This window comes from Vreelandella neptunia, assembly GCF_000712975.1.
GTDB classification, from domain to species: Bacteria; Pseudomonadota; Gammaproteobacteria; order Pseudomonadales; family Halomonadaceae; genus Vreelandella; species Vreelandella qaidamensis.
Map to the genome: position 1 here is coordinate 64,854 of NZ_JHQL01000001.1, position 21,584 is coordinate 86,437.

Genomic DNA, 21,584 nt, shown 5'->3' on the forward strand with positions numbered 1-21,584 from the left:
AGTGTTTAAGCGTAACCAAGAGACTGCTTTAGCCGTTCCGCATGAGTAGCAACCCAGCGAGGATCTATCGCCCCCCAGTCCCGTATCTGATAGTGGCCAATATTATGGCGCTGACCTTCGCCTTTCTCGAATACGCACTCGATATCCAGCTCCGCAAGTGAGCTGATAGTGTCCTGCGCAGTACGACGAGGCATACCGGTGGCTTCGATTAACGCTGGTACGTTTGCGACGCCTTGCTCAATTAAATGCGCCACATACAAGCGGCGGTAGAAGCTTGATTTGGTCTTGCTAAGCGAGGTCATTGGGTTTCCTTTTGCGGGAAGCTGCTAGATCAAGAGGCTTAGCTTAAATGAATAAATCCCCTTGCGCCCGTGGTGGACGAAAGTCGCGGGTGTTCAGACCCTGTTCGGTGCGTGGCTGCATGTTCCACTGGCGGCTGGCGCGATGAAAGCGCTGGGCGATCAAGTCAGCAAATACACCTTCGCCACGAAAGCGTGTGCCAAATTGCGCATCATAATTTTTGCCGCTTCGGCATTGGCGAATTAGGCTCATTACCTTAGCGGCTCGCTCGGGATAGTGGGCTTGTAGCCATGCTTCAAACATCGGTGCGACTTCATGGGGCAGGCGCAGCAGCATCCACGTTGCGGTGCGCGCGCCAGCCCGGCTGGCCGCTTCTAGAATGCGCTCAATTTCGTGATCAGTAAGGCCAGGAATAATCGGTGAGACCAACGTACCCACTGGAATACCTGCGGTGTTGAGCTCGCGAATCACTTTTAAGCGCGCTTGAGGTGAGGCCGCACGGGGTTCCAAGGTACGCTTTAGGTTGGCATCCAGGCTTGTCAGGCTAACAAACACCCGCACTAACCGGTGCTCGGCCATCTCTGCGAGCAGGTCTAAATCCCGCAGTATTAGTGTACTTTTTGTGACTAGGGTGACCGGATGCCTGCATGCCAGTAGTAATTCTAGTAAACGACGAGTTGTTTGGTATTTCGCTTCCAACGGCTGATAGCAGTCGGTGTTGCCGGAAAGGTTGATAGGGCGGCATACATAATGAGGGTGGCTAAGCTCGTCTGTTAAGTGCTCAACTAATCCTGTGCGGGCGATCAACCTGGTTTCAAAGTCCAGCCCCGGTGATAAATCCCAATAAGCGTGGGGAGGGCGAGCGTAGCAGTAAATGCAGCCATGCTCGCAGCCGCGATATGGATTGAGTGAGCGGTCAAAGGGTAAATCCGGTGAACGGTTCCATGAAAGCGCACTCTTGCTGGCCTCCTCGCGTACCTCTGTTGCAAGTGAAGCAGTGGCCTCCTCATGCCACCAGCCATCATCCTCTACCACGCTGCAAGTTGGTGCGAAACGGTTATGTGGGTCGTAGGTCGCACCGCGCCCTTTGTACACGGTAGCGCTAGAAGGGGAAGAAGCCATTAGTTGCCACCTCTGCACGGTCGATAATTACCATATACTGTATATATGGCTATATATACAGTATATGGCGTTTGACGCTATGTGCAAGGTATGGCTTGGTGAGTTAACGAAGCCAGCCGAACGCGTGACTGGGTATTTTCATCGCTGGCGTTGAGTTTAAACCTAAGTACAACCTCGGTTAACCGCTCAGCTTCATGTTCTAAATGAGTCGCAGAAGTGCTGGCTTGCTCCACCATGGCAGCATTCTGCTGAGTCGTTTGTTCCATTTCACCAACAGCACTATTAACTTCGTTGATGCCGATACGTTGCTCCTCGCTAGCCACCGCGATCTCATCCATTAGGGTAGTAACACGCTTAACGGATTCCATAATGGCGACCATGGACTCACTGGCTAGATCCGCTTGTTGCGTGCCTGTTTCTATCTGGCTTACTGACGTTGCAATCAATTGACGGATATCCGCCGCGGCATCAGCGCTGCGTGTTGCCAGCAGGCGAACTTCACTGGCTACCACGGCAAAACCCCGACCATGTTCACCTGCTCGGGCTGCTTCAACGGATGCATTGAGCGCCAAAATATTGGTCTGAAAAGCGATAGAGTCAATTAGGCCAATTATGTCGGTAATCTGTTGCGAGCTATGACGTATCTCATGCATTTTACTAACCACATGAGTCACCACATCACCACCTTGCTGTGCATTATGCGCAGCTTCTTGAGCAACACGGTTAGCTTGGGCTGCGTTGTCACTGTTGCGTTCCATGGTGGCCGTCATTTCTTCAATGCTGGAGGCAGTTTGTGTTAATGAAGCCGACTGACGCTCGGTTCGCGAGGCGAGATCTTGGTTGCCTAACGCAATTTCCCGCGCACTGGCAAAGACCTCTTCACTGCTATGGCGCACGGTTGCCACCGTTTCCAACAGGTCTTTTTGCATGTTGCGTAGCGAGTTGAAGAGAATGCCGATTTCATTTCGTCCATGCACTTCAATTTCTCTAGAAAGATCGCCTTTAGCAATATGTTGAAAATGCTCGTTGATACGCTGCATTGGGCGAATTAAGTTGACGCTTACGCCCCAGTAGACAATGGCGGTAATGATTAATGCGATGATGAATACAGTAACGATAGTTGAATTAGCTAAGTTCACCACTGAAGAGAAGTTATCCAAACGTTTATTACCTTCTTCTTCTACGGTATGAAAAAAATTGACGGCGTCTTTATAAAAGGTGGCATAGGCATCATGGGTACCATTGCGCAAGCGTTGATAGCTAGTAGTGTCCCCTTGGTAAAGCGAGCCAAGTTGAGGAAGTAGCTGGTTGCTCATCATGTTATTGAAGCTACTATCTATTTCACGAATGAAGTGCTCATGAGAAGGGTTGAACGATAAAGAAAGAAATTCAGCGAACACATTGCCTGCGTTTTCAAGCAGGTTGCGTATTTCGTCAGCTTGTTGACGTCTCTCCACTGTCGACAGAGAGGAGGGGGCTTCGAGTAACTCTTCGTACAAACGGCCCATTTGTAAACGTACATTTTGTATCGACGAATTGGTTCTGTTAAGTGTCGATTGTTGGTTGACATTGACGTTGGTAAATTGCTCGATACTTTCCTGGCTATGATTGACCGCGTAGAGGCCAGTGCCACTAAGCAGTAACAGTAGTATTAAAAATGAGCATAAAACAAGTGACCAGCTCATTCTCATTGTCAGATTGTTTAAGCGATGCATGTGTCATCCTGTTCGCATGTTTATCAAGTGCCGTGATAAAAAAATAGAACTGCCGGGCTAGCGGCAGTTCCAAAACGTCGAACCTACGTTGATTTAATACTGTTAAAGATTGGCGATGTTGCTGATTAGCACATTATTAGTCAGCATGAACGCTGCGTTGGCTAAGGTTATCACTCTGGTTATTGGCTTCTTCCTTCGTGTCTTTATCTTCGTTAGCAATCTTTTCTCTTTCTTTTGCCTCATCTGAAAGAGATTTTTTGGGTAGGACGATATTCAGCGTGAAAGCTGTAATGGCAGCCACAACGATGGGGGCACCACCAATCAAGTCTCTTAATACCGCAGGAAACTGCTCAATTGCCGTTGGTTCAGCAGCGATTCCTAAGCTTAGTGCTAGGGAAAGGCCAACAATGGTCATGTTACGTGCAGACATCTCATCTTTAACCAGCAATTGGATGCCGGTCATGGTGATCATGCCAAACACGGTAATTGTTGCACCACCTAGAACGGGGTAAGGAATCGTCGTGATCATCGCGCCGAATTTCGGACTAAGGCCCGCTAAAATCATAAAGATACCTGCCAGCGCTAGTACGTACCGGCTAATTACCTTGGTCATGGCTACGATGCCAACATTCTGGCTGAACGTTGAGGTGGGCAGGGCACCGAAGAAAGAGCTAATGGTAGTGGTTAAACCATTGCCGAGTAGGCCGCCGGTAAGCTCTTTTGTTTTTAGCTCACGGTTCATGCCGCCAACGGTCGTGGCAGATAAATCACCAATGGTCTGAACAGAATTGATAATACAAATGACGACCATCGAAGCAATAGCTGCTGCGTGAAACTCCATTTCAAATGGCATTACTTTGGGAACGGCTATCCAGGATGCATTGGCTACGTTGTCGAAACTAACCAAACCCAGCGATAGGGAAAGTAAATAGCCCACCACAATGCCCACAATAATGGCTGAGAGCTTAATCACCCCTTTACCAAACTGAGCGGCAATCAAAACAGTGAGCAGCGTAACCACCGCGACGATCCAATTAATGGGGTCACCAAAATTGGCAGCATTGACGTTTCCACTGCCCGCCATATAGCGAATAGCGATGTCATATAGCGATAGACCGATTACCAATACCACTGTTCCTGCCACGACAGGGGGGAACAGGTGGCGAATATATTGGATGAAGTAGCCCACCACGACCATGGTCATACCGCCAATCAACTGGGCGCCAAGTATTCCTTCAATCCCATATTGAGCGCCAACCGCCACAAGTGTCGGCACGTAGGCAAAGCCGACACCAAAGATAGCAGGTAAGCGCGCACCGAATTTCCACACACCGTATAGATGGAATACGGTGCAGACACCGGATGCCAGCACTGCTATCTGGATAAGCAGGAGCTTTTCTTCGACGCTCGCGCCAACGACTCCGGCAACGATAATAGGCGGTGTTATCACGCCAGCAATCATGGCCAGCAGGTGCTGTAGAGAAAGCGGTAGCACCTTTAGAAATTTAGGTTTTCCATAAAAATCAAAGAGGGAGGTGCTCTTTCCATCTATTCGCGCTCGCTCTTCCGACGAGGCAATTGCGTCACTCATAAGGGACTCTCCATTGTTGTTGTATTCAATGATTTAAAATTATTGTTCATTTTTGAAGTTAATACTGTACACAAAAAAACTGCTGAAAATAAATAATTTCGCCCTGTTTATGCTCATCTATTTGGCTAATAGCGATTCTTGATAGGGCAAATAGCATGATGATTTCTCTGCTACGCTCATCAGTATTGTTATTTAAGTTTTTGATTTTTAAATTTTTTCAGGTTTCTCTTTCCAGGGGACTCCTATGTTTGCATGCCTGATTGTCGCCTAGGAAAGAAAACCTGAGCAGCTGAGGTGGCGTCAAAATTTTGGCGCTGGACAGGGTGAACAACGCTTCCTGATAAAAATGTATACAAAAATTCTTTGAAATGTGTCGATTTTTTATATAAAAATGTAGTCATAAGACTCTGGGCTATGCCAAGTCTTACCCGCTGTTGAGCTGCTTATTATTAGTAAGGCATTGGGAAAAGCAGGGTAATAGCCCTAATTACATTAATAAAATATCGGAGAAAACAATGGGTTACGTGACAACTCATGTGTTAGACACTGCGCAAGGCTGCCCAGGCGAGGGAGTTAAAATTGATCTGTACCGTGTCGTTAACGGTGAACGCAGCTTCCTTAAAACGGTAATCACCAATGATGATGGCCGCTGTGACCATCCCCTATTAGATGGCGCTGAGCTACAAGAAGGGGAGTACGAGTTGGAATTTCATGCGGGCGATTACTTCGCCAGTCGGGCTGGCCGCGTTGCGAATGATAACGAGCCTGCCTTTTTAAATGTGATACCGCTTCGCTTCGGGGTCAATGACGCCACACAGCACTATCACGTGCCACTGTTGCTATCGCCCTATGCCTACTCAACGTATCGCGGCAGCTAAAGAGTCTTGATAAATAGCCCTGATAAACAAACTAACGCTGCCGACTAACAACAAACAAATGAGGCGAGGAAGCCGACATGCTGTCCTACTTAATTGATTTTTCTAATTTTATGCTTCGCTGGCTACATGTTATTGCCGCGATTGCCTGGATTGGTGAGTCTATCTACTTTGTCATGCTAGATAACGGCTTAAAATCCCCCAAAGATGAAAACTGTCGTAAAAAAGGCGTGTTTGGTGAAATGTGGGCCGTGCACGGTGGCGGCTTTTATCATAACCAGAAATATGCCACCAGCCCGGAAAAGCTACCTGATGACCTCCACTGGTCTTTCTGGAAGGCTTATACCACTTGGTTATCTGGCTTCGCTTTATTCATCATTCTGTACATGGTTAATCCTGGCTTTTACTTGGTTAATCCCAATAGTAGTTGGGAGTGGGCTGCCAATATGACGGGCTGGCAGGCCAATGTTTTGGCGCTGACCTTTTTGTTACTGGGGTGGGTGGTCTATAACGAAATGTGTAAGCGCATCAGCCCCAACATGGAACGCGACGGCCTATTAAGTATTGGTGTTGCGATCATGATGGTGGTGGTGGCGTACTTGAGTACTCAAATGTTCTCAGGTCGGGCCGCATTTCTATTGACCGGGGCTGTTATGGCCACGGCGATGTCAGCCAACGTGTTCTTTTGGATCATTCCTGGGCAGCGCCGCATTGTTAAAGCGATGAAAGCAGGCGAAACGCCAAATCCGTTAGACGGCAAACGTGGTAAGCAACGTTCGGTACACAATACGTACTTTACGTTACCCGTTGTCTTATTAATGATCAGTAATCACTACTCTTTCGCCTACTCTCATGCCCATGCCTGGGTCATCATGGCGTTGCTGATTTTTGCGGGTGCATTAATTCGTCAGTACTTCGTGTTGATGCACGCTGGAAAAATACAGCCTGGCTATCCGGCAGCAGGTGTTCTCTTGATTATGGTGGCGTTTTGGATAGGGATGCCCGCTAATCAACAGACTAATGCTGGTTCAGAAAGCGGGCCGGACATTACCGACGTGCAAGCAGTCATTGAACAGCGCTGTGTTGCGTGCCATGCCCAGTCGCCAACGCAGCCCGGTTTTTCTGCACCTCCTGCTGGCTTTGCCTATGACAACCTTGACCAAATCGTTCGTCAAAAGGAGAGCATTCAGCAAGTGGTGGCCAGTGGTTACATGCCCCTTGGCAACATGACCAATATGACAGATGAAGAGCGCGCGTTGATTGGAGAGTGGTCTGAGTAACTAGCTCGCTCGTTGTTATGTCAGCAGCTAGCACTTCGAGCAGGAGTGATAGCTGCTGTCTCAACGGAGTTCCTCAACGAATGCGCAAGGTTACTTTGTAGCCGTAATGACAATCGGCCAATGGTAGGTTTGCGCAGGCGTTGGGGTTTTCACGTTATCTCAATAATGCCAATAACGAAGTGAGTTAACCCGCCATGAGTAATAAGGAAAAAAAGCATTTAATTCCCGCGCTTGAACGAGGGCTAACGATTTTAATGGAGCTCAATCGTCATCATCGTGAGATGAGTTTTGCCGAGATCGTTAAACGCGTTGGCTATCCCCAGTCGACGTCGTATCGGGCAGTACAGACCTTGGAGCATATGGGGTTTCTTCGTCATCACCCGGTAACTGGGTTGTATTCACTGGGCGTTAACGTGCTAAAGCTGGGCTTTGAATATGTGGCCTCATTAGATGTTGTGCAGGTAGGTCATCCGGTTATTGAGTCGCTATGTGAGCAGACCGGCTGCTCAAGTCACATTGCCGTTCGGGATGGAAGGGATGCCGTTTACGTGGCACGTGTGGGCGCCACTAACGCCACGATTCGTCGCGTTAGTGTAGGAACACGGATTCCGCTGCACTGTACTTCATTAGGGCGACTGCTTCTGACAGATCTTTCAAAAGAGGAATTTGAATCGCTCTATCCTGATGATCAACTGCTTAATAAAGAACTCGGTGCACCCATCCGGCGTGATGTTCTGTGGAACTTAGTTCAGGAAGATCGTCAGCGTGGTTATGTCATTGCAGATTCTTACTATCACTTTGGTATTTCATCGATTGCCTACCCGCTCTACAACCATGATGGGGTAGTAGAGGGCGTCGTTAGTATTATGGTGCCTGTGCATGAATTTGCAGAGGATGAGCGAACCAAATTGCAAGCGCTGGTGCAAGAGGCCGCGAGAACAATATCCGACATGCTAGGACACGACCAAGCCCTTGCGAAACGCGATGATTAAGTGTTGTAGGCGGCAATAGCACGCTGCGCGCAGGGGTTAAATCTACAAAATTTTTACCACTGTATGGACTGGATGCAAAAGCACCGGTCCGATTGGCATGCCTGTTTTTACTAATACCGAGAGCGCTCCGTTAGCAACGCTTGTGTTTCCTTGTACGTGTTTATATTCAGCTTAATTCATATTAAATAATTGATTTTAAATAACTTTTATTGCGCCTATTGAATTTAATGGAAATATTTTCCATTAAATATTGACAGTGCGTCGGATGGCGCATACTTTGAATATTGTCTCGTATACAAAATTAAATACAAAAATGAATACTAAATGTATTCAATCTTCGAGGAGAAGTTGTGATGGCTAAAATGACAGCTGCAGAAGCCGCCATTCACGTCCTGAAAAAAGAAGGTGTTGATGTTGCCTTTGGTGTTCCAGGTGCTGCGATCAACCCTTTCTACGCTGCGATGCGTAAAGTGGGTGGGGTAGACCATGTGCTAGCACGCCACGTGGAAGGTGCCTCACACATGGCGGAAGGGTATACCCGTACAACCGCTGGCAACATTGGTGTATGCATCGGTACCTCTGGCCCCGCGGGCACGGATATGATTACGGGCCTGTATTCCGCCAGTGCTGATTCAATTCCGATTCTATGTATCACTGGTCAAGCACCGCGCGCCAAGATGCATAAAGAAGACTTCCAGGCCGTCGACATTCAGACGATAGCTGGCCCGGTGACCAAATGGTCCGTCACTGTGATGGAGCCTGCTCAGGTGCCGCGTGCGTTCCAGAAAGCCTTCCAGATCATGCGCTCTAGCCGTCCTGGGCCGGTATTGATCGATCTTCCCATCGATGTACAGATGAGCGAAATCGAGTTCGACCCGGACACTTACGAATCACTTCCGGCTTATAAACCCTCAGCATCTCGTGCCCAAATTGAAAAAGCACTGACGATGCTCAACGAAGCCGATAAGCCGCTGATCGTGGCTGGTGGTGGCATTATCAATGCCGATGCTGCCGAGCAATTAGTTGAATTTGCTGAGCTAACCGGCGTACCGGTGATCCCGACGTTGATGGGGTGGGGAACGATCCCGGATGACCATCCGTTAATGGCAGGCATGGTGGGGCTGCAAACGTCGCACCGATACGGCAATGCGACCATGTTGGCCTCTGACTTTGTCATGGGGATTGGTAATCGGTGGGCTAACCGACACACTGGCAATGTTGAAACGTATACAAAAGATAGAAAGTTTGTTCACGTTGATATCGAGCCTACGCAAATAGGCCGTATTTTTGGGCCTGACTACGGCATCGTTTCTGACGCGAAGCTCGCCTTAGATCTGTTTATCGACGTTGCTCGTGAAATGAAGGCCAGCGGCCAGCTTAAAAACCGTAGTGCATGGGCCCAAGAGTGTCAGGAGCGTAAGCGCACGCTACTGCGCAAAACGCACTTCGATAATGTGCCGGTGAAACCCCAGCGTGTTTACGAAGAGATGAACAAGGTGTTTGGTAAAAATGCGCGCTATATCAGCACCATCGGTTTGTCTCAAATTGCCGGCGCTCAGTTCCTGCATGTGTACAAGCCTCGGCACTGGATTAACTGTGGCCAAGCTGGGCCGCTAGGCTGGACAGTGCCTGCGGCACTGGGTGTTTGCCGTGCCGACCCTGAGGCCGAAGTGGTCGCGCTGTCTGGCGATTACGACTTCCAGTTTATGGTGGAGGAGCTAGCGGTTGGGGCACAGTTTAACTTGCCGTATATCCATGTGCTGGTGAACAACTCCTACCTCGGTTTGATTCGTCAGGCCCAGCGTGGCTTCGACATGGATTACTGTGTCCAGCTCTCGTTCAAGAATATTAACTACACCGACGAAGAAGCGGCGCTTGCTGAGTACGGCGTAGACCACGTGTCGGTTGCTGAAGGCCTTGGCTGTAAAGCGCTGCGTGTCACTACACCCGATGAGATTGCCCCTGCGTTAGAGAAAGCGCGTGAGCTGATGCGCCAATACCGCGTGCCGGTCGTGGTGGAAATTATTCTAGAGCGCGTTACCAATATCTCGATGGGCACTGACCTTGATGGGGTTAACGAGTTCGAAGCGTTAGCTGAAAACCTTACCGATGCACCGAGCTCTATTGCCAGCCTGACGTAACGCACCAAGGTGCTTCCAGGCAAGTCGCTGAAGTCGTTATTAAGACGCTAAAACGTTAGGAGAACACTATGGCTAAGTTTGCCGCGAATCTCAGTATGCTGTTCACTGAAGTCGATTTTCTTGATCGCTTTGAGGCCGCCGCAAAGGCGGGTTTTAAAGGGGTTGAGTACCTTTTTCCCTATGACTATGCGGCAGCTGACATCAAGCAGCGCTTGGATGCGAATGGCCTAACCCAAGTGCTGCACAACTTACCTGCGGGAGATTGGGGAGCAGGCGAGCGAGGCATTGCTTGCCATCCCGACCGGGCAGAAGAGTTTCGCGCCGGTGTGGATAAAGCGATTGACTATGCCACTACGCTTGAGTGCAAGCAGGTGAACTGCCTTGCGGGTATTCAGCCTGAGGGCGTTAGTGATGCTGAAGCTCACCGTACCTTGGTCGAAAACCTTCGCTACGCTGCCGAAAAACTCAAAGCAGCCGGCATTTTGCTTCTTGCAGAGCCTATCAATACCCGTGACATTCCAGGCTTTTTCCTTAATCGCACCGAGCAGGCGTTGGCACTTTTTGACGAAGTCGGCAGCGATAACTTAAAGCTGCAGTACGACATCTACCACATGCAAATCATGGAGGGTGATCTTGCGCCCACTATTGAAAAGCATTTTGCACGTATCGCTCACGTGCAGTTGGCGGACAACCCGGGACGCCATGAGCCAGGAACGGGTGAGATCAATTATCCCTTCTTATTTAGCTACCTACAGCAGCTTGGCTATGACGGCTGGATCGGCTGTGAGTACAAGCCCAAGGCCACGACGGTAGAAGGTTTGGGTTGGTTAGATAAGACGCGTTAACCCTGTGTGACTTAAAGCAGGCAAGTGAGTAGATAGTCGATAATTCAAGAAATCTAAATCATTTGAAAACAATAGATTGGTTTCTGAAAGACGCGAATGGAGAACAATTATGAGTAACATCGGTTTTATTGGTCTAGGCATTATGGGTCGTCCTATGGCGGGCCACCTGCTCGACGCTGGCCACTCGTTGGTGACCGTTAAACGCGGCACCTTGGATGCTGCGCTTGCCGAAAAAGGCATGAGTGAAGTCGCTTCACCCAAAGCGGTGGCTGAAGCGTCTGACGTCATTATCACCATGGTGCCCGACACGCCCGATGTCGAAAGCGTGTTATTTGGTGAGGAAGGCGTGATTGAAGGCCTGAAGCCCGGCACGCTGGTGATCGATATGAGTTCCATTGCCCCGATGCAGACTCAGACATTTGCCAAGCGGATTACCGAGGCAGGCGGGGAGTTTGTCGATGCGCCGGTTTCTGGTGGTGAAGGTGGTGCGATTAACGCTGCGCTTACCATTATGGTGGGCGCAACAACGGAAGGGTTTGAGCGAGCCAAGCCATACCTGGACGTTGTAGGGAAGACGATTACCCACATTGGCGGCCACGGTGCAGGTCAGACGTGCAAAGTGGCTAACCAGATTGTGGTAGCACTGACCATTGAAGCAGTGGCAGAAGGGTTGCTGTTTGCCTCTAAAGCAGGTGCTGATGTCGCTAAAGTGCGTGAATCATTAATGGGCGGTTTAGCTCAATCGAAAATTCTCGATGTTCATGGCGAGCGCATGATCAAACGCACCTTTGAGCCTGGGTTCCGCGTTCGTCTGCACCAGAAAGATCTCAACTTGGCGTTAGAAGGTGCCAGGACGTTAAATCTGTCATTGCCAGGCACCGCCAATGCACAGCAGTTGTTCCAAGCGTGTGCCGCCAATGGGGGTGAAGACTGGGATCACGCAGGTATTGTGCGCGCTTTAGAGAAGCTGGCAGACCATGAGGTTGGCCAATAACGCGCTTTTGTCAGGCAGGCCAGCGTCTGTTGGCCTGCCATTAAGTTCTTTGTTTGCGTTCTTTTCTAAGCTCCTTTCTGAGCCCTTCTCCTGTCCCTGCCCGAGGAGTCTTTTGATGAATTCCCATGTTCGCTTGGCGCCTTTTACCAGTGAAGAGGCAACCCGCCAGTGGCTGAATCAACTGGCCGAAACGGCCATTGCTGCCGTGCATCCCGATAGCTTATTAACTGCCCAGTTGCCTGAAAAACCGCCAGGACGAACTGTCGTCGTGGGCGCGGGTAAGGCTGCTGCCGCCATGGCGAGCGCATTAGAGTTGGCGTGGGAAAAACGCGCTCGTGAGTCAGGCGAAGAGGTCGACTTAACAGGCGTAGTAGTGACCCGTTATCAGCATGGGGCAGCTTGTCGCTATATCGATGTACTGGAAGCCTCTCATCCAATGCCTGATGCGCTGGGGGAACAAGCCGCTAAGCGCATGCTTGATGAAGTGAAAGACCTGGGTGAAGACGATCAAGTGATCGCACTTATCTCAGGCGGCGGCTCTGCGTTAATGACCCTGCCAGCGGACGGCATTTCATTAGAAGACAAGCAGGCTCTTAATAAGGCGCTGCTTCGGTGTGGTGCACCGATCCGTGAAATCAACACCGTAAGGCGCCACTTATCGGCGATTAAAGGCGGGCGTTTGGCCACTGTTGCGCACCCCGCGCAAGTGGTGACGTTACTTATTTCAGATGTTCCTGGTGACGTGCCTTCATTAATTGCCTCAGGCCCGACATTGCCGGATAACACAACGTCGTTAGATGCGTTGGCAATATTAAACCGCCATGAGCTTGAGGTGCCTGAGCACGTGAAACGTCATTTAATGGCTGATCATCGTGCGCCTCAGACCTGGAACCAAGGATTTGCACGGGATAAATCGACTATCCTAGCCCGTGCGCGGGACGCACTGAAGGCCGCCCAGCTCAGTGCCGAAGAGAGTGGTTTAGAGGTAAGAGTGTTAGGTGATGACCTTGAAGGGGAAGCAAGAGATTTAGGCATTGCCCAAGGGCGTATGGCGTGCAAGTTGCAGGCTGAAATAACTCGTCCGCTGCTGGTACTGTCAGGTGGCGAAACTAGCGTTACCGTGCGTGGTAATGGTCGAGGAGGGCGCAATGTTGAGTACCTGCTGGGGCTTTTTGATACGCTAAAAGGATGTGATGGTATTTATGCGATTGCTATTGATACCGATGGAATTGATGGCTCTGAAGATAATGCTGGCGCGTTAATTGGGCCTGAATGCTGGCAGCGGGCTAAGGCATTAACGCTTTCTGCCCAGGATTACCTTGACCGTAATGATGCGTACAGTTTCTTTGACGCTTTAGATGACCTCGTGGTAACGGGGCCAACCCGAACCAATGTTAACGATTTCCGAGCGATTCTTATTCTACCCAACCCGTCGTAAGACTGACGTTGTACCCGCTTAACTATCCAATTACCCGTTAAGGCATTGTTTTGCGTGGTTCTGAGTGGTTGTCCGAGGGGTAAACATGATAAGTTTCGTCGAGGTTCATTAGAGAGTTAGGCCATGACCCTCGGCTGGCACAAGAAAGGTTTTACCAAAACGAAAGAAGGTCGCGTTAGCGATCAAGATATTGTTGAACACATCCGGTCTGCGGTACTGATGCAGCGACTGGCACCAAATACAAAACTGCCTGAAGTCACCATAGGCGATGTATTTGGCGTCAGCCGTTCAGTGGTGCGTAAAGCGTTAACACGGCTTGATGCTGAACATGTTATCGACCAACGACCGAATCAGGTTGCCCGCGTCAGAGCGCCTTCAGTTGACGAAACGCGAGAGACGTTTTCCGCGCGTAGGTTAGTGGAAGGTGAGATTGTCTCACTGTTGGCGGGTAAGCTGGATGTTGCGACTTACAAGGCATTAGAGAAGCAGGTCGCACTTGAAAAGCAGGCGTTTGAAAACAGTGACGAACCGTCACGCATTGAGCATTCCCTCAATATTCACCACCTCCTTGCGCAGCATGCCCCTAATCGTATCTTGGGTGCGATGCTGACCGATCTCGTCTTGCGCACGTCAATTGTCATCGCTCTCTATAAGCGTCCGGGACTGTCTTCTTGCTACTTGGAAGGAGATCATGCGAACTTGCTTGGGCACTTGGCGAGTGGTGATGCTGAGGCGGCTAAGCAGGCGATATACACTCACCTTAATAGCCTAGAGTCTTTGCTGGTGCTGTCGTCTAAAGAGCCAGAAAACGACGATTTGATGACTATTCTAGGCGGTAAATCTGTTAGGGCGTGATTCGCTAACCCTAGGCTTTCGGTAACCCTGGGTTTTCGCGAACAAAATAGATTTCAATCCTCCAAACTGATGTCTCAAAAAAGCGGCGCCCATTGGGCGCCGCTTGTGGCTTACTGTGAGACGATTACAGCAGTAATCGGCGAATGTCCGTCAATACATCGGCCAGGAAGGCCGTAAAGCGGGCGGCATCTGCACCGTTAATTGCGCGGTGATCGTAGGAGAGCGACAACGGCATCATCAGACGCGGCTGGAAGGTACTGCCATCCCATACCGGTTTCATCTGCGCTTTCGACACCCCCAAGATCGCCACTTCCGGCGCATTAACGATCGGCGTGAACGCGGTTCCACCAATTGAGCCAAGGCTCGAAATGGTGAAGCAGCCACCGGTCATCTCATCACGCTTAAGCTTCTTGGTTTGCGCTTTCTTACCTAGCTCCGCTATCTCCTTGGCAATCTCAATCAAGGATTTTTTATCGGCATTGCGCACTACCGGCACCATCAGACCATCAGGCGTATCCACGGCAATCCCAATATGCACGTAGTTTTTCCATACCAGCGTTTCGCCGTCGCCTTTGAGGCTAACGTTAAACTGGGGGAACTTACGCAGTGCAAAGGCACAGGCTTTAACCATAAACGGCAACGGTGTCAGCTTGGCGCCTTGGGCTTCGGCCTCGGCTTTCATAGCTTTACGGAAGCTTTCAAGCTCGGTAATGTCGGCCTCGTCGAACTGCGTCACGTGAGGTACATTGAGCCAGCTGCGGTGCAGATTGGTCGCGCCCATCTTAAGCAGGCGGCCCATCGGCTTTTCTTCTATCTCGCCAAACTGACTGAAGTCGACTTCTGGGATCGCGGGAATGCCAGCACCACCACTCGCTGCTGGGGAAGTCGCTGTTTGTGCTTTACCTTGGTTGGCAATGGCCTGCTTCACGTAGGCCTGTACATCTTCTTTCAGCACCCGGTCTTTCGGGCCACTAGGCTTAACAAGACGAAGATCGACATTTAGTTCACGGGCCAGCATCCGAACGGCGGGGCCTGCGTGCACCAGCTGACTATCCCGTGGCTGATTATCAGCGATTTGTGCTTCCGGACTCGGGGAGCCTTCAGGAGAAGAAGCTTGTTTTGCTGGCTCTTTAGCGACAGGTTCTTCAGCGACAGGTTCTTCAACGGCAGACTCTTCTTCCGGCGCGCTGCTGGCTTGGCTAGCGGCTTGCGGCGCGTCTTCTTCAGCCGACGCATCACCGCCTTCGCCCGTGATTTCCATCTGGCCGATCACGTCGCCTTCCGAGACGGTATCGCCTTCTTTCACCGTGAGCGCAACGATCTTACCGCCGTGCGGGCTGGGTACATCCATCGAGGCTTTATCCGACTCGAGGGTGATCAGGGTGTCTTCGGCGTTGACGTCATCGCCGGCGCTGACCGCCACTTCGATGATTTCAACGTTGTCTGAACCACCCAGGTCCGGCACTTTAATATCGACCGTTTGTTTACCGCCACCGGCTTTCTTCGCTGCCGGTGCGGGGGCGTCTTCCTGCTTCGGTGCGGGGGCTTCGTCGGAGGAGCTGTCAGCCGCTGCTTCCGGCTTGGCATCGCCACCGCCTTCAACCTCCAGCTCAACGATGTCGTCACCTTCCGAGACGGTATCGCCTTCTTTGACCAGTACTTTGAGCACCTTGCCGCCTTTCGGGGCCGGGACGTCCATGCTGGCTTTGTCAGATTCCAGGGTGATTAGGGTGTCTTCCGCTTCAATGACGTCGCCTTCTGACACCGCAATCTCGATGATTTCGACATCGGTGTCGCCACCGATATCGGGAACTTTGATGATTTCGCTACTCAAGGTCGCGCTCCTTCCAAATCGGATCGAGCCGGCGGGCATCTGCCCGCCGGGCAGCGGTTTAGCTGGTCAGCGGGTTCGGCTTGTTGGCGTCAATGCCATATTTCTTCAGCGCTTCGCCGACATGCTTACGATCAAGCTCACCGCGGTCTGCCAGCGCACGTAGCGACGCGACGGTGACGAAGTAGCGGTCTACTTCAAAGAAGTAGCGCAGCTTCTCGCGGGTGTCGGAACGGCCGAAGCCGTCTGTACCCAGCACGGTGTACTCGCTCGGCACCCAGGCACGCACCTGGTCAGCGTAGAGCTTCATGTAGTCGGTGGAGGCAATCACCGGACCGTCACGACCTTCCAGGCACTTCGTGACGTGGGGCTTGGTGGCCTCAACGTCCGGGTTTAAGAAGGCTTCACGCTCCAGCAGTAGTGCTTCGCGGCGCAGTTCGTTAAAGCTGGTGACGCTCCAGATATCCGCGCCAATGCCCCAGTCGTTGGCCAGCAGTTCTGCGGCGGCTTCGACTTCGCGCAGGATGGTGCCGGAGCCCATCAGCTGTACGCGGCCTTTATCGCCCTGCGTTTCGTTGAGCAGGTACATGCCTTTGACGATATCGTCGGTGGGCACGTTGTCGATGACCGGATGCTCGTAGTTTTCGTTCATTACCGTCAGGTAGTAGAAGCAGTTCTCTTTGTCGGTGAACATGCGCTTCAGACCATCCTGGAGGATGACCGCCACTTCGTGGGCATAGGTGGGGTCATAGCTGCGGCAGTTGGGGATGGTGGAGGCTTGAATCAAGCTGTGGCCATCCTGGTGCTGCAGACCTTCGCCGTTGAGCGTGGTACGCCCGGCGGTGCCGCCGACCATAAAGCCGCGGGCTTGCAGGTCACCGGCGGCCCAGGCCAAATCACCAATCCGCTGGAAGCCGAACATCGAGTAGTAGATGTAGAACGGCAGCAGGGTGACGTTGTTGTTGCTGTAGGACGTCGCGGCGGCAATCCACGCGGACATCGCGCCGGCCTCACTAATCCCCTCTTCGAGGACCTGACCTTTCTGGTCCTCGCGGTAGTACATGATCTGGCCTTTATCGACCGGCTCGTACTTCTGCCCTTCGGAGGTGTAAATGCCCAACTGGCGGAACATGCCTTCCATGCCGAAGGTACGTGCTTCGTCTGGAATAATCGGCACCACGTGCTTGCCAAGCTTCTTATCCTTCACCAGGCCGTTGAGAACGCGCACAAACGCCATGGTGGTCGAGACTTCGCGCCCTTTGGAACCGCCCATTTGCGAGGCAAAGGTTTTGTCTTCCAGGCTGGGGATTTCCAGCGCCTCAAAGTCACTGCGGCGGCTGGGCAGGTAGCCGTTGAGGCGTTCGCGCTGCAGGTGCATGTACTTAAGCTCGGGGGAGTCTTCTTCCGGCTTGTAGTAGGGCACGTCTTTGAGCTGCTCGTCGCTGATTGGAATGCCAAAGCGATCGCGGAATTTACGCAGCGCTTCGTACTCCATGCTCTTGACCTGGTGGGCTTCGTTGGCGGCTTCGCCATCGCCGTCGACTTCGCGACGGAATTTGTCCATCTGCTCTTCTGACAACCGGCCTTCCAGGTAAGAACGCGCGTAAATACCCGGGGCGACGTGGCCCTGGATGTAAATCAAGTCGCCTTCAAAATCGCCCTTGGGCGCGCGGAAGAGTGGTTAAAGCCGACGTCGTAGAGCGTGCCCGACGACATAAAGCTGGCAATATGGCCGCCCAACCCGGGGTTGGCGCGGTTATGAGCAATGGCGTTGTAACGGATCAACGACCGAATGCGGCGCTCCATAAACAGATCGCCAGGCATCGGTGCTTCACGATGCACAGGGATCGTATTCCGGTGCGGGGTTGTCACCGAGAAGGGCACCTTCATCCCGTCCCGGCGCAGGCGATCCGCCAGGCGGGTCATCAGGTAGCGGGCACGATCTTCGCCCTCACGATCCAGGACTGATTCCAGGGAATCCAACCATTCCGTGGTTTCGAGTGGATCGAGATCTTCTCTTGTCTCCAGACTCATAGAGGTCTCTCCGAATGACGATAAAAGGTAAGCCTCACAGCCTGAAGGGCCGAGCACCACAGGTCAGGCTGAAAGGAAAATACAAGCGCTAAGCGCGTGAGAATTACGCTGCCTCGGCCGCACGCATGTGCAGGCGAAAGCGCGCTATCTGGATGATTTGTTCAATAGCGGTACGTCGTTCGGCAGCGGCGTCGTTTTCAAGACGCTTTTCGAACGCATAAAGGATGGCGTGTCGGTCAAGCCCTTTAACAGCAATCACAAAGGGGAAGCCGAACTTCTCTTGATAGGCCTGATTCAGGCGTTGAAAGCGCTCAAACTCTTCGCTTGAGCATTGATCTAGCCCTGCACCTGCCTGTTCGCGGGTGGAGTCCTGGGTTAGCTCCCCCGCCAGCGCTGCTTTCCCGGCAAGGTCTGGGTGAGCGCGAATGACAGCAATTTGCTGATCGATATCAGCACGCTTAAGCACATTGCCCATGCAGTCAGCTAGTACATCCGGGTCATCGTGTTGGTCGGTAAACCCCTGTTTCCAAGCAGTTTCTGCTACCCAGGGTGAATGTTCAAAGATGTCCCCGTAATGTTCAAGAAAGGCGTCTAAGCCGAGGCGGCTGGGGCGAGCTGATTTTAAAATGTGCGACATTGTATTCTCCATTTGTATTTGTTTGTCTTTTTTATTGTATACAATAAATATGTCAAAATGTACTCTAAGAAGTGTTGTTCCCGCAAAAAAATCGCTATTGCATCCGCGATAAGCGGGCATAACGGCGTTAGGAAAATCTTTATAGAAAGTTCTTTATAGAAAAATCTTTATAGAAGGGCCTTTACAGAGAGGGCTCTTAGAAAGATGCCTAAAAACAAAATTAAACAACAAAGGGTTTTGCATGTTGAAGAGCAAACGAGCAGTGGCAACGTATCTGGTGATAGGCGCTTCCCTTGGTACTATCTCGGCAGGTGCCCAGGCAGCGACATGGAGCGATACGTTTGTGGGTTATCGCTATGGAACACAGTTTACCGAGCCGAATAACCTAGAGAACATAGAGAAGCATATTCTTCAGTTCACCCATGTGAGTGGTTACTCACTGGGCCAAAACTTTTTCAATTTGGACGTGCTTCAGTCCAGCAGCCAAGACCCTGCCAATAACAGTGATTCAGGGGCGACGGAAGCCTATCTGGCATATCGGCATCAACTCCATGGTGGCGGAGTATTCAATGAACCCATCGCTTTCGGGCCCATCAAAGACATGGCGCTGACGTTTGGGTTTGACCTAAACACCAAAAATACTGGCTTTGCACCACGTAAACGTCAGCTAGTGATGGGGCCAACGTTTAAATTTGATGTGCCGAGAGGCTTTGTGGATCTAAGTCTCTTCTATAGCCGTGAGTGGAACCACTGCGGCTTGCCACCTTGTGGGCTGCCAGAAAACCAGAACAGCATTTCGTTTGATCCCTATTACCAAATTAACTTGGCCTGGGGGCTGCCGTTTGACGCTGCAGCGTTACCGCTAAAATTCCAAGGGTTCTATAACTACAACAGCGAAAAAGGAGACGATTACTTTGGGGAAACGACCAAGCCTGAGCAGTTAATGCGCACCTCACTGATGCTAGACGTTGGGCAGGTCGCGTGGGGTGCGGAAAACTCCTTATGGATGGGCGTCGGTTATGAGTATTGGCGCAACAAATTCGGAAACCACAGCCAGCCGGGTGTCGATACCGATGCCATGACCTTTAATCTGGAGTGGCACTTCTAAAACTAACCACTGCTACTGGCTTAACCGATACCCCTTGGTTCGAAAGTGCCAAGGGGTATTTTTTATGTCTCAGGTGCTCCTTGGCTGAAAAACCAAGGCGTTTTTTATCTAACGTTTACTCAACCTTCCGTTTAACGCTTTTTCCTGGCTGGTTTTTTATCAGCACTGGCTGGCGCGCTTTCCTTTGCGCTATCGCCACTGGGAAAGTGGGCGCGTACCAGTTCCAACAAGCCTTGAGTAGAGGTGTCGAAGTCGGCGGCGTTGGTGTCGATACGCTCACTGATTTCACCGGCAATGCGTTTGCCAAGCTGCACGCCCCACTGATCAAACGAGTTGATATTCCAGATAACGCCTTGCACAAACACTTTGTGCTCGTAGAGGGCAATCAGCGCGCCCAGGTTTTTTGGCGTTAGCTCATCTAGCAGTAGCGTGCTGGAAGGGCGGTTGCCGGGGCAGCTGTAGGGGTCATGTTGGCTAAGCTCTTTGCTGTCCCCTTGGCTACCTTCCATAAAGGCGTTGGCCTGGGCGAGCATATTGGTGAGCAAGGCGAAGTGGTGGTCTTCTACGCCGGGCTCGGGTTTCAGCGAGGCAATAAAATCAATCGGCACGTAGCGGGTGCCTTGGTGCAGTAGCTGGAAGAAGGCGTGTTGACCGTTGGAGCCGGTCTGACCCCAAACAATCGGGCCAGTTTTGTAGTTAACCGGATGGCCGAAAATATCCACCGACTTGCCGTTAGACTCCATATCCAGCTGCTGCAGGAACGAAGGTAGTTGGTTCAGTGCTTGGTCGTAGGGCACGATGGCCTGGGTTTCCGCACCCACAAAGTTGATGTACCAAATGCCGATCAGCGCCATCAGTACTGGCATATTCTGTGAGAAGGGCGCCTCGATAAAGTGGCGGTCCATCTCATGGGCGCCTTCTAGCAGCTCGATAAAACCTTCAAAGCCAATCGAAAGCGCAATCGGTAGGCCGATAGATGACCACATGGAGTAGCGGCCACCTACCCAGGCCCAGAATTCGAACACGTTCTCTTCACGAATCCCGAACTCCATCGCCGCTTTTCGGTTAGTGGAAGCGGCAATAAAGTGTGCGCCTACGTCGGCATCTTCACCGGCATTTTCCACGAACCAGCGCCGTGCGGTTTTGGCGTTTAGCAGGGTTTCCTGGGTAGAGAAGGTTTTGGTGGAGACGATAAACAGCGTGGTCGCCGGGTCTAGCCGTGAAAGCACCTTCTGAATATGGGTGCCATCGACGTTGGAAACGAAGTGGAAGTGCAGTTCAGGGTGGCGGTATTTGAGTAGCGCGCGTACGGCCATATTGGGGCCAAGGTCTGAACCGCCAATGCCAATATTGACCACGTCTTTGATGCGCTGTCCGTTATAGCCTTTCCATTCACCGCTTCTGACCGCCTCAGAGAACTGTTTGATTTGTTCCCGGGTGCGGTTGATTTCCGGCATCACATCGTTGCCGTCTACATGCACCGCTTCAGCGCTTAAATTGCGCAGTGCAGTGTGCAGTACTGGGCGGTTCTCAGTGACATTGATAATATCGCCAGAGAACATCTGCGCGCGGCGCTGAACCAGGGCAGAGTGGTCGGCCAGCTCCAGCAGTTTGGCGAGTACCTCATCAGAGACGTGATGCTTGGAGTAATCCAGGAACAGGCCGCCCACCCGTAGGCTCATTTTTTCAAAGCGCTGCGGGTCATTGGTGAAGTAATCACGAATGCGGTCGTTGGCGGTTTTGTCGTGCAGGCGTTCAAGGGCCTGCCAGGTCACGCTGCGAGTGAGTTGAAACATAGAAGGCGGTCCTGTTGTTTTAGATGGTTA

General features: G+C 51.5%; 16 protein-coding genes and 1 pseudogene. 9 read left to right on the forward strand and 8 right to left on the reverse strand.

The genetic code is table 11. The features are described 5' to 3' along the window. Positions 1–5: 5 nt before the first annotated feature. From CR46_RS0100305 to CR46_RS0100320, 4 genes are all read right to left on the reverse strand, one after another. The gene (locus CR46_RS0100305) at positions 6–302 is read right to left on the reverse strand and encodes a winged helix-turn-helix domain-containing protein (RefSeq protein ID WP_030068959.1); all 297 of its coding nucleotides are present in this window, start codon (positions 300–302) and stop codon (positions 6–8) included. 43 nt (positions 303–345) lie between these two features. Then, positions 346–1,422, reverse strand: coding sequence for a PA0069 family radical SAM protein (locus CR46_RS0100310; RefSeq protein ID WP_030068961.1), 1,077 nt, complete (start codon positions 1,420–1,422; stop codon positions 346–348). Between the two features lie 77 nt (positions 1,423–1,499). Next, entirely contained in the window at positions 1,500–3,137 is a 1,638-nt protein-coding gene (locus tag CR46_RS0100315; protein ID WP_035536095.1) for a methyl-accepting chemotaxis protein, read from the reverse strand. 136 nt (positions 3,138–3,273) lie between these two features. Continuing rightward, positions 3,274–4,728 carry a uracil-xanthine permease family protein gene (locus CR46_RS0100320; protein WP_030068964.1) on the reverse strand — a complete coding sequence of 485 codons (1,455 nt, stop codon included), beginning with the start codon at positions 4,726–4,728 and terminating at the stop codon, positions 3,274–3,276. Positions 4,729–5,243: 515 nt separating this feature from the next. Here CR46_RS0100320 and uraH point away from each other — a divergent pair. From uraH to CR46_RS0100360, 8 genes are all read left to right on the forward strand, one after another. Further along, positions 5,244–5,606, forward strand: coding sequence for a hydroxyisourate hydrolase (uraH, locus tag CR46_RS0100325; RefSeq protein WP_030068966.1), 363 nt, complete (start codon positions 5,244–5,246; stop codon positions 5,604–5,606). 77 nt (positions 5,607–5,683) lie between these two features. After that, positions 5,684–6,883 (forward strand): urate hydroxylase PuuD, encoded by a 1,200-nt coding sequence (locus CR46_RS0100330; protein ID WP_030068968.1) that lies wholly within the window; start codon positions 5,684–5,686, stop codon positions 6,881–6,883. Between the two features lie 194 nt (positions 6,884–7,077). After that, positions 7,078–7,875, forward strand: coding sequence for an IclR family transcriptional regulator (locus CR46_RS0100335; RefSeq protein WP_030068970.1), 798 nt, complete (start codon positions 7,078–7,080; stop codon positions 7,873–7,875). A gap of 353 nt (positions 7,876–8,228) precedes the next feature. Continuing rightward, positions 8,229–10,016 (forward strand): glyoxylate carboligase, encoded by a 1,788-nt coding sequence (gene gcl / locus CR46_RS0100340; RefSeq protein WP_030068973.1) that lies wholly within the window; start codon positions 8,229–8,231, stop codon positions 10,014–10,016. 68 nt (positions 10,017–10,084) lie between these two features. Continuing rightward, positions 10,085–10,861: a hydroxypyruvate isomerase gene (gene hyi, locus CR46_RS0100345; protein WP_030068975.1), complete on the forward strand. Its 777-nt coding sequence runs from the start codon at positions 10,085–10,087 to the stop codon at positions 10,859–10,861. A gap of 109 nt (positions 10,862–10,970) precedes the next feature. After that, positions 10,971–11,855, forward strand: a complete 885-nt coding sequence (locus tag CR46_RS0100350) for a 2-hydroxy-3-oxopropionate reductase (protein ID WP_030068977.1) — start codon at positions 10,971–10,973, stop codon at positions 11,853–11,855. A gap of 115 nt (positions 11,856–11,970) precedes the next feature. After that, positions 11,971–13,293, forward strand: coding sequence for a glycerate kinase type-2 family protein (locus tag CR46_RS0100355; RefSeq protein WP_030068979.1), 1,323 nt, complete (start codon positions 11,971–11,973; stop codon positions 13,291–13,293). 123 nt (positions 13,294–13,416) lie between these two features. Then, a complete protein-coding gene (locus tag CR46_RS0100360; RefSeq protein WP_030068982.1) occupies positions 13,417–14,148 on the forward strand; it encodes a GntR family transcriptional regulator in 732 nt (243 codons plus the stop codon). A gap of 124 nt (positions 14,149–14,272) precedes the next feature. Here CR46_RS0100360 and aceF read toward each other — a convergent pair whose 3' ends face one another. From aceF to uraD, 3 genes and pseudogenes are all read right to left on the reverse strand, one after another. Then, on the reverse strand, positions 14,273–15,982 hold the full coding sequence (gene aceF, locus CR46_RS0100365; RefSeq protein ID WP_030068984.1) for a dihydrolipoyllysine-residue acetyltransferase: 1,710 nt from the start codon (positions 15,980–15,982) through the stop codon (positions 14,273–14,275). 58 nt (positions 15,983–16,040) lie between these two features. Continuing rightward, positions 16,041–18,013, reverse strand: a pseudogene (locus tag CR46_RS17675) (transketolase-like TK C-terminal-containing protein). Positions 18,014–18,116: 103 nt separating this feature from the next. Further along, positions 18,117–18,650, reverse strand: coding sequence for a 2-oxo-4-hydroxy-4-carboxy-5-ureidoimidazoline decarboxylase (uraD, locus tag CR46_RS0100375; protein ID WP_030068986.1), 534 nt, complete (start codon positions 18,648–18,650; stop codon positions 18,117–18,119). Positions 18,651–18,891: 241 nt separating this feature from the next. Between uraD and CR46_RS0100380 the strand changes: the two genes are divergently transcribed. Continuing rightward, positions 18,892–19,758, forward strand: coding sequence for a hypothetical protein (locus tag CR46_RS0100380; protein ID WP_030068988.1), 867 nt, complete (start codon positions 18,892–18,894; stop codon positions 19,756–19,758). A 131-nt stretch (positions 19,759–19,889) separates the two neighbouring features. Here CR46_RS0100380 and pgi read toward each other — a convergent pair whose 3' ends face one another. Further along, complete coding sequence (gene pgi, locus CR46_RS0100385) at positions 19,890–21,554, reverse strand: glucose-6-phosphate isomerase (RefSeq protein WP_030068990.1); 1,665 nt, start codon at positions 21,552–21,554, stop codon at positions 19,890–19,892. Between the last annotated feature and the right edge of the window lie 30 nt (positions 21,555–21,584).

Excerpts from the sequence above, each read along its gene's own strand:
- CR46_RS0100315 (WP_035536095.1), bottom strand. The coding sequence starts at position 3,137 with ATGCATCGCTTAAACAATCTGACAATGAGAATGAGCTGGTCACTTGTT.
- CR46_RS0100360 (WP_030068982.1), top strand. The coding sequence starts at position 13,417 with ATGACCCTCGGCTGGCACAAGAAAGGTTTTACCAAAACGAAAGAAGGT.
- CR46_RS0100380 (WP_030068988.1), top strand. The coding sequence starts at position 18,892 with ATGTTGAAGAGCAAACGAGCAGTGGCAACGTATCTGGTGATAGGCGCT.
- CR46_RS0100350 (WP_030068977.1), top strand. The coding sequence starts at position 10,971 with ATGAGTAACATCGGTTTTATTGGTCTAGGCATTATGGGTCGTCCTATG.
- pgi (WP_030068990.1), bottom strand. The coding sequence starts at position 21,554 with ATGTTTCAACTCACTCGCAGCGTGACCTGGCAGGCCCTTGAACGCCTG.
- hyi (WP_030068975.1), top strand. The coding sequence starts at position 10,085 with ATGGCTAAGTTTGCCGCGAATCTCAGTATGCTGTTCACTGAAGTCGAT.
- CR46_RS0100335 (WP_030068970.1), top strand. The coding sequence starts at position 7,078 with ATGAGTAATAAGGAAAAAAAGCATTTAATTCCCGCGCTTGAACGAGGG.
- uraH (WP_030068966.1), top strand. The coding sequence starts at position 5,244 with ATGGGTTACGTGACAACTCATGTGTTAGACACTGCGCAAGGCTGCCCA.
- CR46_RS0100310 (WP_030068961.1), bottom strand. The coding sequence starts at position 1,422 with ATGGCTTCTTCCCCTTCTAGCGCTACCGTGTACAAAGGGCGCGGTGCG.
- CR46_RS0100330 (WP_030068968.1), top strand. The coding sequence starts at position 5,684 with ATGCTGTCCTACTTAATTGATTTTTCTAATTTTATGCTTCGCTGGCTA.
- gcl (WP_030068973.1), top strand. The coding sequence starts at position 8,229 with ATGGCTAAAATGACAGCTGCAGAAGCCGCCATTCACGTCCTGAAAAAA.
- uraD (WP_030068986.1), bottom strand. The coding sequence starts at position 18,650 with ATGTCGCACATTTTAAAATCAGCTCGCCCCAGCCGCCTCGGCTTAGAC.
- CR46_RS0100355 (WP_030068979.1), top strand. The coding sequence starts at position 11,971 with ATGAATTCCCATGTTCGCTTGGCGCCTTTTACCAGTGAAGAGGCAACC.
- CR46_RS0100320 (WP_030068964.1), bottom strand. The coding sequence starts at position 4,728 with ATGAGTGACGCAATTGCCTCGTCGGAAGAGCGAGCGCGAATAGATGGA.
- CR46_RS0100305 (WP_030068959.1), bottom strand. The coding sequence starts at position 302 with ATGACCTCGCTTAGCAAGACCAAATCAAGCTTCTACCGCCGCTTGTAT.